The 17128-nt window shown below is 38.9% G+C and carries 10 protein-coding genes; 2 read left to right on the top strand and 8 right to left on the bottom strand.

What is annotated here, in order from left to right; translation table 11 throughout:
* Positions 1-187 precede the first annotated feature (187 nt).
* Positions 188-1555: a thioredoxin-like domain-containing protein gene (locus BWI92_RS23640; protein WP_095167491.1), complete on the bottom strand. Its 1368-nt coding sequence runs from the start codon at positions 1553-1555 to the stop codon at positions 188-190.
* A 283-nt stretch (positions 1556-1838) separates the two neighbouring features.
* On the opposite strand from BWI92_RS23640, the gene BWI92_RS23635 reads away from it, so the two are divergent.
* Positions 1839-2405, top strand: coding sequence for a TetR/AcrR family transcriptional regulator (locus BWI92_RS23635; protein WP_095167489.1), 567 nt, complete (start codon positions 1839-1841; stop codon positions 2403-2405).
* Positions 2406-2537: 132 nt separating this feature from the next.
* Here the strand turns inward: BWI92_RS23635 and BWI92_RS23630 are convergent, their stop codons facing one another.
* The 3 genes from BWI92_RS23630 to BWI92_RS23620 all read right to left on the bottom strand — a co-directional run bounded on the left by BWI92_RS23630 (position 2538) and on the right by BWI92_RS23620 (position 5963).
* A complete protein-coding gene (locus BWI92_RS23630) occupies positions 2538-3845 on the bottom strand; it encodes an aminotransferase class V-fold PLP-dependent enzyme (protein ID WP_229363506.1) in 1308 nt (435 codons plus the stop codon).
* Positions 3846-4284: 439 nt separating this feature from the next.
* The gene (locus tag BWI92_RS23625) at positions 4285-4686 is read right to left on the bottom strand and encodes a septal ring lytic transglycosylase RlpA family protein (RefSeq protein ID WP_095167487.1); all 402 of its coding nucleotides are present in this window, start codon (positions 4684-4686) and stop codon (positions 4285-4287) included.
* A 293-nt stretch (positions 4687-4979) separates the two neighbouring features.
* Positions 4980-5963, bottom strand: a complete 984-nt coding sequence (locus tag BWI92_RS23620; protein ID WP_095167485.1) for an aldo/keto reductase — start codon at positions 5961-5963, stop codon at positions 4980-4982.
* A gap of 390 nt (positions 5964-6353) precedes the next feature.
* Between BWI92_RS23620 and clpB the strand changes: the two genes are divergently transcribed.
* The gene (clpB, locus tag BWI92_RS23615) at positions 6354-8954 is read left to right on the top strand and encodes an ATP-dependent chaperone ClpB (RefSeq protein ID WP_095167483.1); all 2601 of its coding nucleotides are present in this window, start codon (positions 6354-6356) and stop codon (positions 8952-8954) included.
* Positions 8955-9113: 159 nt separating this feature from the next.
* On the opposite strand, the gene BWI92_RS23610 is transcribed toward clpB, so the two are convergent.
* From BWI92_RS23610 to BWI92_RS23595, 4 genes are all read right to left on the bottom strand, one after another.
* Positions 9114-9890, bottom strand: a complete 777-nt coding sequence (locus tag BWI92_RS23610; protein WP_095167481.1) for an RMD1 family protein — start codon at positions 9888-9890, stop codon at positions 9114-9116.
* A 149-nt stretch (positions 9891-10039) separates the two neighbouring features.
* Positions 10040-10615, bottom strand: a complete 576-nt coding sequence (locus BWI92_RS23605; RefSeq protein ID WP_095167479.1) for a hypothetical protein — start codon at positions 10613-10615, stop codon at positions 10040-10042.
* 408 nt (positions 10616-11023) lie between these two features.
* The gene (mutS, locus tag BWI92_RS23600) at positions 11024-13693 is read right to left on the bottom strand and encodes a DNA mismatch repair protein MutS (RefSeq protein ID WP_095167477.1); all 2670 of its coding nucleotides are present in this window, start codon (positions 13691-13693) and stop codon (positions 11024-11026) included.
* Positions 13694-14035: 342 nt separating this feature from the next.
* Positions 14036-17113 (bottom strand): efflux RND transporter permease subunit, encoded by a 3078-nt coding sequence (locus BWI92_RS23595; RefSeq protein ID WP_095167475.1) that lies wholly within the window; start codon positions 17111-17113, stop codon positions 14036-14038.
* Between the last annotated feature and the right edge of the window lie 15 nt (positions 17114-17128).

Here is a 17128-nt window from a genome sequence, read left to right as displayed (position 1 = left end):
CTTTGCCACTTTGTGCTTTTGTACCTTTGCCACTTTGTGCCTTTATGCCTTTGGCCACTTTGTGTCTTTATGCCTTTGCCACTTTGTACCTTTGTGCCTTTGCCACTTTGTGCCTTTATGCCTTTGCCACTTTGTGCCTTTGTGCCTTTGTACCTTTGCCACTTTGTGCCTTTCTTACTACTATACCCTATTTTTTCCTCTTCTTCTCCTCAGCATTAATCAAATTCAAATACTGCTCTGTATCTAATTTTTTGTTAGCAAGTATTTTGTAGTTTGCATCCAGCAAGAATACATTTGGATATGTTTGGGTATTGTAATCATTCGTAAAGTCAATACTCGAAGCATTGTCGTATCCGTGAATAAACTTCTGTGCTTTAAAATCCTTGATAAATTTCTTCCAATCTTTTTTATCTTTTTCTTGTCCACGTACCCCACAAGCCATAAAAACCTTCACGCCTTTTGCTTGTAGTTTGGGATAATCTTCTACCAACTTTTTGGTTGTTTCTTGGCAATGATGGCAATTCGGGTCATAAATCATGACCAAGATATATTTCGATTTTGTTTGATAAAGACTTACAGGTTTACCGAGAGTATCGCTCATAGGTAAATCTTTGAGGGTATTACCTATCAGAACCTTTTTCATACGATACACATACTCAAAATTGCGAACCACCGTAGCAGAGTCCCAAAGAGCCATATTTTTGATCATGTATTTCTCCGCTACGTGGGTATACACAACCTCTTTTCCTAAATAATCTGTCGAAAGAAATTTTTGTGCGATTTTACTAAACACATACTTTCGTTGGTCAGACTTTGGAGGCGTACGATCGAGTAATCTATCCGAAATCTGGATTAAGGTATCTGGCGAATAAGGTCCTTCAACCGTTTTGAGGTAGTTTTCCAGCACAGGCCCTAGAAATGGCGTTCGCATCATACGTTCGTCTTCGAGCGCTACATTGTCAAAATAATGTTTAAGTACATACTCATTATGTTTGATTGTATCCTCGGTGGTAGGTTTGGCAGGATACGGCGGAGCTACAATCTCAGTATTGATACGCACTATATTAGCGGCCAAAGATTCCTTGCCATATTTTTGAACAAATGTTTTTTTGTAAGCATCAATATCTGCTATCAGTTTGGGACGTTCATTGGCTGGAGCATTTTGAATTTTAGCCCCTTTTTCGTTGACTGTTCTCAAAAATTCGGCAAACTGGCGAGCCTCCTCAGAGCCTATAATTTCCATTTTCCCATATAAATCAGCCTTATCTGTCTTGACGCTGAAGGTCTGAGTTGTTATGAGTAAATCAAAAATACGCTGATTGCCTTGTACCAATACATAAAAACCCAAAGGCAAATCTTTTTTACCTTGAAATAGGATTTTTCCGTCACCATCCGCTTTGGCAGTATCCAAAGCCAAATAGCTTTTTTCAAAGCCATTCACTAAATAAAATGTAGAATCACTCAGACCTTTTACCTGTATCTCAATACGATGTTGCGCATTCAGTTTAGCTGTCATCATGCCCAAAAACAAAAGGCATATCATCCATCTCTTCATTCTGATATAAAGTTTTATTGAAAAACGAATTTACATAAATATCTCGGCTGTACCTTGTGATTAACAAAAGATTAACACGTCTCTTTAGTATTTTATCATGATTTAACAAGCCTATTGAGCAAGATAATATGGTACAAAAAATATAAAAAATTGTAGGATTCAAACTACTATTTACCATTTAATAAACTCTAGGCCTTTTTTCGCAATTATGCCCCTTATTCTCAGCTAAATACTTGTAAATTAGCTCAATTAATTTTTTTCTAAAACCATCTTGCCATCAAGTATGCCTATTCAAAAAGTTACTAAAAATGAGATAATAGCCAAAGCCCTAAACGTGTTCAGTAATAAAGGTTACCACAACACTTCTATGTCAGACCTCGCAGCCGAAGTAGGTTTGCTAAAGGGAAGCTTTTATCATTACTTTATTAGTAAAGAAGAATTAATGGTACAAATTCTTGAGAGTATTGATTATGAGTTGAAAAGTAATGTTTACCCCTTGGCCTTCCATAAACAGTACCCTGCTTCAAAACGAATGAAGCTTTTTTTGAAAGGGCTAAGTAAAGTAGTGATTCATAAAAATGGAGGTTGTATTTTGGGAAATACGATTTTGGAAACTGCAAATCTGTATCCTTCCTTCCGACATTTGCTCACTACCATTATGGATGGTATAGTTCAGAGCTTTGCTAATATTTATCTAGAACTCTATTCTCAAGAACAATCCCAAATTCTAGCGCAACAAACGCTCATGGAATTGGAGGGTGCTATTATGTTTTCGAAACTGTATAGTAATCCAAGTATTTTTCAAGATTTTCAAAAACGTATGATTCAGCGTGTTGAAACAGACTCGTAAAATCAGTTATTTCTCCTACATAATTCTATAAAACCTCCGAAGGGTTTGTTATGTAAAATTTCCACTATTTACCCTCAAAACTTTCTTGCGCTTTGATCGATTACTTCTCATCGAGTAATCCTAGGACTTCTTTTACTTTGAAGGAGCTTTATTCTGATCCTTTGCAATATCCTGAAGCGTCAAAATTACTTTGTCCATGTCCTTGATTGGCGTATAAATATGAGGGGTCACACGGACACCCACGACATTTTCCCAAGTGACTGGAGAAGTATAAATTCTCGATTTTTTCATGAGACTATTGTGTAATTCTCCAGAGGTCATCCCTTTAAAACCTATTAGGGCTATTGCACCAGAAAATTCAGGCTTTAAAGACGTTTGGGTATAAAAATTGGGTAAGTCTACACAACGAGTCAATAGATAGTTTTTAAGATATTGTAGCCTTTTTTGGATTCTTTCAGTACCAATAGCATTATGAAAATTTACGGCATGACCAATCGCCATTTCTATCGGAAAGGAACGTGTCCCAAGCCCTTCAAATTTTCGAATATCATCTTTCAAAGGATTATCAGAAGGAGTATGTGTCCATAAACTAGCAATATGTTCTTTTTTGACCCAAAGCAAGCCTGTTCCAAAAGGTGCACAAAGCCATTTATGCAAACTAGCTCCCAGATAATCACAACCTAAATCGGGGATTTTGTAGGCAATTTGCGCAAAGGTATGCGCCGCATCCACTACTACTTTAATCTTTGGATTTTTCTTTTTTACAGCCTCAGAAATAGCTTTTACGGGCAACAATTGTCCTGTCCAGTTAATCATATGGGTTAGATGAACAATCCTAGTATTTTCGGTTACTAACTCGACATATCGCCTTACCAATAAATCGTTATCCTCACATGGCAAAGGATTATGATTGACATATTTAATCACAATACCTTCGCGCTTTTCTCGCTGTCGCCATCCATGAAGCATATTCGGATAATCTTGTAAGGACATAACCACTTCATCGCCTTTTTGTAGTTCTAAACCCAAAATAATCGTATCCAATGCCTCTGTAGCATTGCGATTCATGGCTATTTCATCGGGTAAACAACCTGCCAAATCTGCCAACTTACTACGAACAGCCTCTCGATTTTCGTCCAAAATACGCCACATATAATACGTTGGCGCTTCGTTACAAAGCTTGTTATAATGTGTAAGGGCGTCCTGTACCATAATTGGTTGTGGACTTACCCCTGCATTGCTCATATTAATCAAATTGGGTGAAGCAGAAAATGCCCATTGGATTTGTGCCCAATAATCCTCGTCAGTAGTAACATCCTTTTGAGGAGCATAACCAAGAATGCGTTGTAGATTTTGATTGGTCGCTTGACTGGTAAACGGCAAGGCAGATAAGCCTCCTGTGCCTAACATAAGGTTTTGTAGAAAATTGCGTCTTTGCATTATAGTTTGGAGCGTTTGAGGTAAGAAGGTTCTGGCTTGGCAAAGGCACAAAGGCACAAAGGCACAAAGGCACAAAGGCACAAAGGCACAAAGGCACAAAGGCACAAAGGCACAAAGGCACAAAGGCACAAAGTGTTTTATCTTAGTGTTTTGGAAAGTACCAAGTCAAATCCTTCCTAAATTTAATAAAGAATAGCTGCAATTTGTAAATTTGAAGATTTGATAATTTGAAAATTAGGAAAAGGAATTTTATCCATGTCAAAATCCCCCAAAAGCCCCCTCACAACAACTCCTCACCTAAACCCTAAAACCACTTTGTGCCTCTGTGCCTGATCCCTTTGAACCTTAAAAAACTAACCCCTCACCCCTATCCCCTTTGAACCTAAAAAAATCCTCATACCCGAAGATATGAGGATTCATAATAAGGAAAAGATTGTTCCTAATTGCGTGCACTTGCATAAAGTGCATTTGGAATTTCCTGTTTAGAGAGGACCCTAACACGTACATTACCTATACCTCTTCTAACTATTCCAATTTTTTTGGCAGCCGCATAACTTAAGTCTAAAAGTACTTTTCTTCTATGCGGGCCTCTGTCGTTTACACGTACCACAGCTTTCTTACCATTGGACTTGTTGGTTACTTCCAACAAGGTACCATAAGGCAAACTACGATGAGCTGCTGTGTAGCCATTATTTTTGTAGCGTTCGCCACTTGAAGTTCGTCTGCCGTTGAATTTACGTGCATAAAACGAAGCTTTACCCTGAAATGACCGTGCATCTTTTGCTACAATTGAGAGTGAAATTACACTACAAAAAATAAGCAATAAAATGGATTTTACCATGTCTATTTTTTGGATGATGGAGTGCAAAATTACGGTAAAATCCTGTCATTTACAAGCTTGCACAATACTTATGAGTTTACGGCTTTGTACTTTATTGATATACATTTTAGTTTTTTCAATTTGCAATACTTCTTGGATTAATACAAAAAAGTGGGCTATCTGTCGAGATAGCCCACTTTTTAAAGAAATCTAGCCAGCACTTTTTCAGTGGCAAGAATCTCTTATTTTTTCAGAAAAAAAATTTCAAAAAAGTCAATTTTAACAAATATTAACATTTTTTTCACCTATTCCGACTAGTATTTCCCACGAATTGCAGGCTTAATTTGGTTATCATACACCTCTCTCAAAGCCGTATGAATTTCGGCGGATAATGGCTCCAAATTACTAGAACCCATGTTGGATTCAACTTGAGAAATTTTGGTAGCTCCAGGAATCACTGTAGTAACAGCAGGATGATCCAAAATCCAACGTAATGACCATTGTGCCAAACGCTCATCGGGCATAAGATTTCCCAAACTTTGAGCAAACTCTACACCTTGTGCAAAAGCTACTCCCGAAAACGTCTCGCCAACGTTGAAAAACTCTCCATTAGCATTATAGTTACGATGGTCTGTAGTAGCAAATTCGGTATCCTTGGTATATTTCCCACTCAATAGTCCACTCGCTAAGGGCACACGAACGATTAAGGAAACGCCTTTTTCTTGAGCCTTCGCAAAAATTTCGTCGGCTAAATGTTGACGGAATAGGTTGAAAATAATTTGCAAAGAAGCCAAGCCCTCTTGCTCTAAACAGATAAGCGCTTCCTCGGCAGTTTCGACACTAACACCCCAGTATTTGATTAAACCTTCGCTTTGAAGTTTTCTAAGCGAGTCAAAAACATCACCTTTTTGTAATTCTTCCGTTGGGATACAGTGTAACTGTTCTAAATACAACTGCTCCAATTGAAGATTTTGAAGAGAGTCTTCCACGTGCTGTTTGATAGCCTCATACGTAAAGTTCTGTGGCCAACCGTTTCCATTATCGCCTCTTCTTCCGAGTTTGGTAGCAACATAAAGCTTTTCAGAACGAGTTTTCAAAAATTTACCGATAACCTTTTCGCTGATACCTCCACCATAGACATCGGCCGTATCGATAAAGTTACCTCCTAAATCCACAAATCGATTGAGGATTTCGATAGCAGCTTCTTCTGTAACATTTCCCCAATCGGCACTGCCTAGTTGCCAAGTACCAAGACCGATTTCGCTAATAAGTTCTGTTTGAAATTTTCTGAGTTGCATGATTTTCAATTGTGAATGAATGATTTAGTGATAATGTTTAATTGTGAATGAGCGAATGGTGAATTGTGAATGTAAATTTTCAGTTAATTACCAGTGCTTATAATCATGAGTAATCTTGCCAAATAACAGCTAGTAATTTTTTATTGTAAAATACAGATATTACAAAATACAATCGCAATTCAGCTTTAATTCTAAAATTTATTCCTCTACAAATCTAAAGACAATATGACATTATAAATGCTGATTTGGAGGGATTCTACTGAAATTTTGGCGGATAAAAATTCCCTAAATCGCTTAAAACAAGACATTTTTTCCGATTGTGCCGATTGGATTCATATTTGATAAATAATTAACAAATAAAACAAATCAGGACAAAACAAAACTACTGATATGAACTTTAATAAATACACCACCAAAACCCAGGAGATTATCCAGCAGGCAGCTACGATTGCCTCGGGTAATGGTCAGCAGGCCATCGAAGCGGGGCACTTGCTGAAAGCTATTCTTGAGGAAGACGGCAATACTTCGGGCTTCTTGTTGAAAAAAATGGGTGTGAATGAAAATATCCTTTTAACCAAACTTGAAAGCATTGTTAACTCCTATCCAAAAGTATCGGGCGGACAGCCTTATTTGGCCAATGATGCCGCCGCTGCTCTCACCAAGGCCGAAAATCTATTGAAAGATTTTGGCGATGAGTTTGTCAGCGTAGAATTACTTTTGATGGGCCTATTTTTAGGAAAAGACTCCGTAGCTACTCTATTAAAAGATAGTGGCTTCAAAGAAAATACACTCAAATCAGCGATTAAAGAACTTAGAGGTAACACCAACGTGAAAGACCAAAATGCAGAAGCAACCTATCGTTCGTTGGAACGATATGCTCGTAACCTAAATGAATTAGCCAAGTCAGGAAAAATCGACCCTGTGATTGGTCGTGATGAAGAAATTCGTCGTGTTTTACAAATTCTTTCTCGCCGTACCAAAAACAACCCGATGTTGATTGGTGAACCTGGCGTTGGTAAAACCGCCATCGTGGAAGGTTTGGCTCAAAGAATTGTATTGGGCGATGTACCCGAAAACCTTCGTAGCAAAACGATTTATACTCTCGATATGGGCTTGTTGATTGCGGGCGCCAAATACAAGGGTGAGTTTGAAGAGCGATTGAAGGCTGTTATCAAAGAAGTAACCGACGCAGAAGGCGAAATCATCATGTTTATTGATGAAATCCATACCTTGATTGGCGCAGGAGGTGGTGGTGATAGTGCTATGGATGCGGCCAATTTGCTAAAACCAGCTTTGGCACGTGGCGAATTGCATGCTATTGGGGCGACTACGCTTAAGGAATACCAAAAATATATTGAGAAAGATAAAGCCCTCGAACGTCGTTTCCAAGCTGTTACGGTAGACGAACCAGATGTAACTGATGCCATTTCTATCTTGAGAGGTATCAAAGAAAAATATGAACTTCACCACGGGGTGCGTATTCAGGACGATGCGGTAATTGCAGCCGTAGAATTGTCAAACCGCTATATTTCAGATCGTTTTTTGCCTGACAAAGCCATCGACTTGATGGACGAAGCTGCCGCAAAAATGCGTATGGAGATTGACTCTGTTCCTGAAGAGATTGATGACTTACAACGCCGTATTATGCAACTCGAAATTGAGAGAGAAGCGATTCGTCGTGAAAATAATAAGGAGCGTGAAACCATTATCAGTCGTGAATTGGCAGAATTGACCGAAAAAAAATCGGGCTTAATGGCCAAATGGCAATCTGAAAAATCGGTGCTTGATAATGTTCGCAAAATCAAAGAAGATATTGACCGTTTGAAATTAGAGGCAGAACAAGCCGAACGTTCTGGTGATTATGGCAAAGTAGCAGAAATCCGCTATGGCAAATTACTAGAGGCGGAAAACAAACTCAAAGAGCTACAAACGCCGAAGGTAGAAGAAAACACGATGCTTCAGGAAGAGGTAACAGCAGAGAATATCGCTGAGGTGGTAGCAAAATGGACAGGTATTCCAGTTTCAAAAATGATGCGTGCCGAGCAAGAAAAGCTCTTGCATATGGAAGAAGAATTAGGCAAACGTGTAGCAGGGCAAGAAGAAGCGATTGAGGCTATTTCAGATGCAGTTCGTCGTTCGCGCGCTGGTATGCAAGACCCTCGCCGTCCGATTGGTTCATTTATATTCTTGGGTACAACAGGGGTTGGTAAGACCGAATTAGCCAAATCGCTAGCAGATTATCTCTTCAACGATGAAAATGCGATGGTCAGAATCGATATGTCGGAGTACCAAGAGCGCCATGCGGTAAGCCGTTTGATTGGAGCACCTCCAGGATACGTAGGTTATGATGAAGGTGGTCAGTTGACCGAAGCGGTACGTCGCAAACCTTACAGTGTTATTTTGCTCGATGAAATCGAAAAAGCACACCCAGACGTTTGGAACATCCTTTTGCAAGTACTCGATGACGGTCGTTTGACTGACAACAAAGGTCGTATTGCCAATTTCAAGAATACCATCATTATTATGACATCAAACATTGGTAGTCATATTATTCAAGAAAAAATGGCAGAAATGGAAGGTTGGAACAACCATATTGTCCTTGAAAAAGCCAAAGAAGAGGTAATGGGCTTATTGAAGCAAGTGGTTCGTCCAGAGTTTTTGAACCGTGTAGATGAAATTGTGATGTTTGAACCACTTTCTAAAAACAACCTTCACAAGATTGTCGAAATCCAGTTCAAACAAATCCAAGACCGTTTGAAAGAACAAGGCATCACACTCGAAGCTACCGACGAAGCCTTGACATTCTTAGCAGAAGAGGGCTATGACCCAACCATGGGCGCTCGTCCACTCAAGCGTGTATTGCAAAGAAGAATTTTGAACGAACTATCAAAACAAATTCTTGGACATTACGTAAGCAAAGATTCTATTGTAATGATGGAATTAGGCGAAGATAAATCATTAAAATTCTCGAACGTACCAGTCGAGGTTTAAGTCAAATAGTTGGTTGAGGAGAAAAAAGGAGACTACGGGGTTGTGAGTTGGTGTGTGTGGTGGTCTCCTTTTTTATGGGTTTTGGGAATCATTATAAAAATCAAAAAGGGACAAAGCACTTAAACACTTTGTCCCTTTTTTCCTTTGCTTTTTATATCGTCAAAATATCTTCGTAAATATCAAATCAAACACTTCTATCAAAATCAAGATAATGATAACCCATTCGAGGCGGGTGCTTTCTCGGTTTTGGACAAGCTCCATGAAAAGGGTAAGGTTTTCCTGAACGATTTTGAGTTTATATTCTATATCTTGGTAACGCATTTTGAGGTCGAAGGTCTTTTTCAAGCCTTTGTCTATGCGCTCTAAATGCTCGTTTTCCCAAGCCTCTTCTGGTGAGTCGAAGATATAAAGGTTATCGATAATACTGTTTTTGATATTGATAGTTTTGCCAATAAATTTCAGGAGTTCACTTTGCGAGCTTTTGAGACGCCCGTGATGCTCTAATTCGTCGGTCATTTGCTTGGTGCTCGTAGCAATTTTATACGTCAACGCCTCATAATAATCCAATGCCACAGACTGACCAATATTGAGCATGATGATGCGGATAGAGTCATCGGTTAGTTCTGAAACAGTAATAGAATTATGCTTGAGCACTACCGAAATAGAGGGGTCTGTTTGGACAATAAAATCGTCTTCAAACTTTTCTTCAATCAATCCTTCAGCGTAGTTTTTGATAAATTTCAAAAATTCACTTTTTTCCAAATCACCCACACCCGCAAAAACTACCACCCCATAACTCAATAAATAGATATAGGTATCGTCTTCGCGCTTATAGAATAGTTCGGAATTGTTGAAAAGAGAGGGTTCACTGGTATAGTCTTGTTTAAACTTCTTGAGGTTAAAGACTTCGGATATTTGGTATGCATCGATTTTCATACGAGTAAAATTTGAGGCTTTACGTATTCGCCTAGCCCAAATTTACGTTTTTCGAGCTTTACCTCGGTTTAAATCTATATGAAAAATTTATGAAGGTGTGTTTCTCGGGAGACGCAAGGCATTGCGCCTCCTACTATATGGCGTTTCAACTATTTCTTGGGCTTGCAATCGTAACAATAATCCGATAGTTCAGCGATTTCGGCTAGTACTTGGGTTCTGATTTTGCTCAACTCTTCGGTGTTTTGTCCTAGCTTGGTTGTGGTTTGAATATAGTTTTCGCGTGCTTGAAGCTCTTTCTGGAGTTCTTCTTGTGCATTGGCATGAAACTCGCTATTGGAAAATGCTTTCTTTTCTTCAAAAAGGCGCTTTCTAAATTTGCGAGCATACAATTCAGTCACATCAAAAATACATTGCGAATAAGCAACTAACTGCTGTTTTTGCTCCTCCGTATTGGCAACCAAGTAAGAGGTATTTCTCGTAAAAACGGCTTTGACTTTATTATTAAAATTTTTGGTCAACATAAACGAAGCTGCGCTCATACGAAATCCAAAATCGATACTGCAACTAGCTTGGCAACCATACAAATTACCACTATTAGAAGGAGATTTTGCCATAAAATCACTGATTTTCAATGGACTTTCTCCGCTCCAAACGATAATACTTTGAGCATTGGATTGTGTGATTTGAAAGATAGAGAAAAGCAAAATTAATGTGTATTTAAGCATAGTTTTGTGGGGTTGTTTTTAAAACTAACGATGTGGTTTGTTTTGAAATTGTCTATTAATGTACCATATTGAATGATTTAGCGATTGTGTGAATGAGTGATTAGTCTAAATATGAAATACATTTGTAGAGACGCAATGATTGCGTCTAAAGAGGTTTTATGCTGAAATATAGTATCAAAAAGGCATTCGAAATTAGTTTTTCGAATGCCTTTTTGATTAACTGCTAAGATGTTACTAGTTCATGATTTAGTCTTGAACTTATTTTTATACAGTTTATAAACTGAAGCAAAAGTTAGTCCGAGACTAAGTCTCGAACTAGGTAATGATGAAGTATCTTGACCGTTAATCAAAATAATCACTAAATCGCTCACCCACTCAATCAGGAACGACTGTTTCCTAACGCACAATTTATTCAAGCATCTTTTTGAACTCATTTAATTTCAACAAGGCTTCGATTGGTGAAAGTGTATTGACATCCAATTTCTTCAGTGCCTCTTGAATCTTCTCAAGTTTTGGATTACTGGCCTCAAAAATATTCATTTGATAATTCTGTTTTGGCATCTCCTTGATGGTCGTGCGATGTTGTTCTTTCGAACGGTTACGCTCCAATTCTGCCAAAATTTCGTTGGCACGATGCACCACACTTACAGGCATACCTGCCAATTGCGCCACGTGAATACCAAAACTGTGCTCTGAACCACCTTCCATCAACTTACGCATGAAGATGATTTTGTTTCCCACCTCTTTTACCGAAACATTAAAGTTTTTGATACGTTTAAAATCTGTGGTCAACTCATTGAGTTCATGATAGTGTGTAGCAAATAGCGTTTTTGGTCTGAAATGCGAGTGATTATGCAAATATTCGGCAATCGCCCAAGCGATCGAAACTCCATCGTATGTACTTGTTCCACGTCCAATTTCGTCCATCAAAACTAAGCTTCTATCCGATAGGTTATTCAAAATACTAGCCGTTTCAGTCATTTCGACCATAAATGTAGATTCCCCTTTGCTCAAGTTATCACTTGCTCCTACACGGGTAAATACCTTATCGACAATCCCGATTTCGGCGGCTTGGGCTGGAACGAAACAACCAATTTGTGCCATCAACACAATCAAGGCTGTTTGGCGCAACAAGGCAGACTTACCCGCCATGTTTGGACCCGTGATGATAATAATTTGTTGCTCGGCATCGTCCAAATGCAAATCATTTGGTACATAAGTTTCACCCAATGGTAATTGCTGTTCAATAACAGGGTGGCGACCTTCCTTGATTTCCAATACTTTTGCGTCGGTAACGATAGGTTGAGCGTAGTTATTTTTTTCCGCAACTTTCGCAAAATTGGTTAATACGTCCAACACTGCAATCATTCTTGCATTTTGTTGAATTTGCAAGACATATTCATTGGCTACGTTTACCAAATCATTGAAAATACGTTGTTCGATAACAAAAATTTTATCCTCTGCTCCTAAGATTGTTTCCTCATACTCCTTTAATTCTGGCGTAATATAGCGCTCAGCATTTACCAAGGTTTGCTTACGAATCCAGTCGATAGGTACTTTATCTTTATGCGAATTGGTTACTTCCAAATAATACCCAAATACCTTATTAAAAGAAATCTTAAGTGAAGTAATACCAGTGCGTTCTATTTCACGATTTTGTAACTGAATCAAGAAATCTTTTCCTGAATAAGCCACCTTTAGCAAGGCATCTAAATCCGAATCGACGCCCTCACGGATCATATTTCCCTGATTGGTCACAATAGGTACTTCGTCACGGAGCTCCTTCTGGATTTTTTCTAGTAAAAAATGGCAAGGATTCAGTTGGTCAGAATAGCGTCTGAGAACGTCAGCGCCTAAGTCGTTACCAAAATCCAAAAGCGCTTCTTGGATATGTCCTTTAATAGGGTCGATATGCGCTAAGGCTTTTTTCAATTGCAACATCTCGCGAGGATTGATACGACGCACCGCCACTTTCGAAATCAAACGTTCCAAATCGCCAATTTGCTTCAAATGCTGTTGTAAGGTTTCTCTAAGCTCAAGGTGTTTTTTGAAAAATGCGACGGTATTTAATCTTTCCTGAATCAAGGATTTTTCTTTGAGAGGCAATACCAACCACTTGCGCAACAAGCGTGCACCCATTGGTGTATGGGTTTGATCGATGATATTAATCAAAGGGACACCACCTTCTTGCTGCGGATGAACGAGCTCAAGGTTACGAATCGTAAATTTATCGAGCCACACATACTTGTCTTCCTCCAAACGGTTGATACGTACAATATGTCCAACTTCGCGGTGCTCGGTTTCGGCCAAATAATGGAGGATAACACCTGCGGCAATAATACCTTCATTGAGTGTTTCAACACCAAAGCCTTTTAATGAATTGGTTTTGAAATGATTAATCAACAAAGGATAAGCGAAATCATAGGTAAACACCCATTCTTCCAAAGCAAAAGTGTTGAACTTATCACCAAAGAGTTGTGTAAACTCCTGACGGTATTTTTTACAATATAGTACCTCCGAAGGCATAAAACTTTGTAAAAGTTTTTCGATATATGCCGAATTGCCTTGTGAACACAAAAACTCACCTGTTGATACATCCAAGAAAGAAATACCAATAACATCTTTCGAAAACCCTGCAAAAGAAATAGAAGCTAAATAGTTATTTTGCTTTACATCAAGTACATTGTCGTTGAAGGACACCCCTGGGGTAACTAGTTCAGTAACACCACGTTTTACAATTCCTTTGGCAGAAGCAGGATCTTCTAATTGGTCACAAATAGCCACACGTTGCCCCGCACGCACCAACTTTGGCAAGTAAGTATCTAATGAGTGGTGTGGAAATCCTGCCAATTGGTCATCGGCAGTCCCGTTGTTGCGACGAGTCAAAACAATACCTAAAATTTTGGAAGCTGTTACAGCATCCTCTCCAAAAGTTTCATAAAAATCCCCTACCCTAAACAGCAATAAGGCTCCCGGATATTTGGCTTTAATTTGATTGTATTGTTTCGAAAGAGGTGTTTCGGTTGCTTTTTTAGCGGGTTTATGGTCTGTATCTGTATTTTTAGAAGGTCTTGCCATTATGGTATTGATGTAATTGCTAGATTTTGGGAATGCTATTGAGTATTAGGATACCCAAAGTTTCATAATTTACTAATCAAGAATAGCTTGTAAGTAGATACGCACGCACTGCACTATGTTTTATCTGATTTATTGTCCTAATACAGTCTGAGGTATACAGCCATTTCCTATTCAAGCTTACAAAATTAGAGTTTTTAAAGGAATATTGTTTTGTAAAAAAGAAAAATCACTGCCAGCATTGCCGGCAGCGATTCTAAACAGACAAATAGATTATTTACTCTTTAAGCTAAATTGCTTGTTATATTTTTAGGAGAATTAGGAAAATGTATCCTTTCCTCACTTCTATTTATTTCTATACACTCTTTCGTAGAATAATGGGAAAATAAAGAGCGTCAAAATTGTTGCGCCAATCATCCCACCAATTACTACAATAGCTAATGGTTTTTGAGATTCCGAACCGATACCTGAGGAAGTGGCTGCAGGCAACATCCCAAAAATACCCATCATAGCGGTCATCATTACCGGACGAACCCTCGATTTTACACCTTCGGTAATCGAGTCGAGCAGTGACATTTTCTTATGGAGATTTTCCTTGAATACTTCTATCATAATTACCCCATTTTGGATACAAATACCGAATAGAGCGATAAAACCAATACCCGCCGAAATACTGAAATTGGTATGCGTCACTAGCAAGGCTACCGAACCACCAATAATCGCAAATGGCACGTTGGAGAATACCAAGCCTGCATCTCTCAAGCTTCCGAACATTACATATAGGATAAAGAAAATCGCAATCATCGAAATAGGAACTACTTGTGCCAAACGTTTAGAAGCGCGTTGCTGGTTTTCGAAATCACCTTTCCATTTCATGTCATATCCTTTTGGTAGGTTAGGAATGACTTTTTTCACTTCCTGTTGTGCTTCGGCAATGGTGCTACCCATGTCACGACCACGAACAGAGAATTTTACGGCGATAAAACGCTTGGTGTCTTCACGGAAAATCAAGCTTGGGCCTGTCAACGTTTTCACTTCGGCAATTTGCTTAATAGGTATTTTGGTTCCGCTCATCGAAGGCACCATCAAGTTGCGAATTTCTTGTTCTGACTTACGGAACTCCGATTGGAAACGCACACGAATATCAAATTTGCGTTCGCCTTCGTACAGTTGACTGGCAGTTTGACCACCAATCGCCATAGCTACTACGGCATCGGCATCGGCCGTTTGTACACCATAGAAGTTCATTTTTTGTTGGTCGAGCTCAATATGCAATTCTGGTTGACCGAGGTTACGAATAATTCCCAAATCTTCGATACCTTTTACATGACGCAAAACCTTTTCTACTTTTTCGGCTTCACCTTCCAAAAAGTCAAAATCGTTACCGTAGATTTTTACGGCAATAGAGCCTTTTACCCCTGATACCGCTTCTTCTACGTTATCCATAATTGGTTGTGAGAAACCAAATACAACTCCTTGGAAAATGCTCAATTTGTTTTCCATTTTCTCAATCAGTTGCGCTTTGGTTAGCTTACTAGCCCATTCTTTTTGCGGGTAAATATCTACGTGAAATTCGACATTATAGAAACCAGTTGGGTCAGTACCATCGTTCGGGCGACCAGCTTGTGATAATACCTGACGAACTTCGGGGAAGCCTTCAAATACTTTACGAATATCGTTGGCATAGCGCACAGATTCGTCCAAACTGATACTACGTGGCATCGTAGCACGCACATAGATAGAACCCTCATTAAGCTGTGGCAAGAATTCTGTACCATGAATTGTCAAAGTCCAAAAACCAACAACAGTAATAATAGCAGTGGTAATGAAAGTAAATTTTTTGTGAGAAAAACAGTAACTAAACAGCTTCATAGAGTACTTCATTACAGCATCTACTAAGAAATTACTTTTCTCTCTTACGTTTTTATTCATCAAGATACTCACCATTACTGGCACCAAGGTCAAAGTAAAAATCAATGCACCCAACAAGGCCGAACCTAATGTCCATGCCAATGGGGTAAACATTTTACCTTCTACTTTTTGGAATGCGAAAATGGGCAACAATGCAATCAGGATAATGATTTTTGAAGTAAAAATCGCCTTACCCATACTTGTACCAGTACGCTTGATGATTGACATTTTAGCCAATTTATTAAAGCGCTCCATACCCACATGCTCAGCTTGATGAGCTAACACTACAATCAGACCTTCGACTACCACTACAGTACCATCAATAATAATCCCGAAGTCTACGGCACCTAACGAAAGTAGGTTCACATTCATTCCGAGAAGCTTCAGACAGCAAAAAGCAAATAGCAAAGCCAAAGGAATAATCATCGATACAATCAAGGATGCACGCCAGTCAGCCAAGAAAATCAACACGATTAGGGTTACCAAAACAATCCCTTCGATAAGGTTGTGAGTTACGGTTTCGATACAAAAATTCAGGAGCGTTTGGCGATTATAAAACGTTTTAATCTTTACTCCATTTGGAAGAATTTTTGAGTTTAACTCCTCTACTTTCAAATTCAGATTTTGAATTACTTCTGAAGGGTTTTCTCCTTTACGCATTACAACGATGCCCTCAACAGCATCATTATCATTACCTCTTCCCACTTGTCCCAAACGAGGTAAAGCCGACTCTGTTACGGTTGCCACAGTTTTTACATAAACAGGTACACCATTGATATTATCGACCAAGATATTTTGAATGTCTTGGATATTTTTCAATAAACCAATACCACGAACTACGTAGGCTTGATTGTTTTTGGTAATCACATCACCTCCAACATTGATATTACTTTTCTCAACAGCCGTAAATACGTCTAAGGGTGTAATTTTATAGTCTTGAAGCAAATTTGGATTTACACTAATTTCATACGTTTTTACTTCACCACCAAAACTTACAATATCTGCCACACCCGGTACTGAGCGCAAATTTCGGTCAATTACCCAGTCTTGGATTTCTTTAAAACGGCGAGAGGTCATTCCTTTACCTTCTAGGGTATAGCGGAAGATTTCGCCTGTTGGGCCATAAGGCGGTTGTACTTCAGGCTCAACGCCATCGGGAAGTTCAACGCCCATCAAGGCATTGTTTACCTGAATACGAGCGAAGTTATTGTCTACACCATCGTCGAACATCACCACTACAACCGACAAGCCAAATAGCGTTGTAGAACGAACAGTGGTTTTCTTTTGCACCCCGTTCATCGAGATTTCGAGCGGAGCGGTTACAAACTTTTCAATCTCCTCGGCACTACGTCCAGACCATTGAGTAATAATAGTAACCTGAGTATTGGTAACATCAGGAAAGGCGTCGATTGGGGTATTGATAAAACTTGAGATACCTCCAATCACTACGACAGCAGTAAAAAAGAATACTGCAAATTTATATTTGAGCGATAACGCTAATAGCTTTTTCATCCGAATGAGTGATTT

Source organism: Flectobacillus sp. BAB-3569 (genome assembly GCF_002270355.1).
Lineage (GTDB): Bacteria > Bacteroidota > Bacteroidia > Cytophagales > Spirosomataceae > Flectobacillus > Flectobacillus roseus.
This window is presented reverse-complemented; position numbering and strand designations above follow the sequence as displayed.

Excerpts from the sequence above, each read along its gene's own strand:
- BWI92_RS23640 (WP_095167491.1), bottom strand. The coding sequence starts at position 1,555 with ATGAAGAGATGGATGATATGCCTTTTGTTTTTGGGCATGATGACAGCT.
- BWI92_RS23635 (WP_095167489.1), top strand. The coding sequence starts at position 1,839 with ATGCCTATTCAAAAAGTTACTAAAAATGAGATAATAGCCAAAGCCCTA.
- BWI92_RS23630 (WP_229363506.1), bottom strand. The coding sequence starts at position 3,845 with ATGCAAAGACGCAATTTTCTACAAAACCTTATGTTAGGCACAGGAGGC.
- BWI92_RS23625 (WP_095167487.1), bottom strand. The coding sequence starts at position 4,686 with ATGGTAAAATCCATTTTATTGCTTATTTTTTGTAGTGTAATTTCACTC.
- BWI92_RS23620 (WP_095167485.1), bottom strand. The coding sequence starts at position 5,963 with ATGCAACTCAGAAAATTTCAAACAGAACTTATTAGCGAAATCGGTCTT.
- clpB (WP_095167483.1), top strand. The coding sequence starts at position 6,354 with ATGAACTTTAATAAATACACCACCAAAACCCAGGAGATTATCCAGCAG.
- BWI92_RS23610 (WP_095167481.1), bottom strand. The coding sequence starts at position 9,890 with ATGAAAATCGATGCATACCAAATATCCGAAGTCTTTAACCTCAAGAAG.
- BWI92_RS23605 (WP_095167479.1), bottom strand. The coding sequence starts at position 10,615 with ATGCTTAAATACACATTAATTTTGCTTTTCTCTATCTTTCAAATCACA.
- mutS (WP_095167477.1), bottom strand. The coding sequence starts at position 13,693 with ATGGCAAGACCTTCTAAAAATACAGATACAGACCATAAACCCGCTAAA.
- BWI92_RS23595 (WP_095167475.1), bottom strand. The coding sequence starts at position 17,113 with ATGAAAAAGCTATTAGCGTTATCGCTCAAATATAAATTTGCAGTATTC.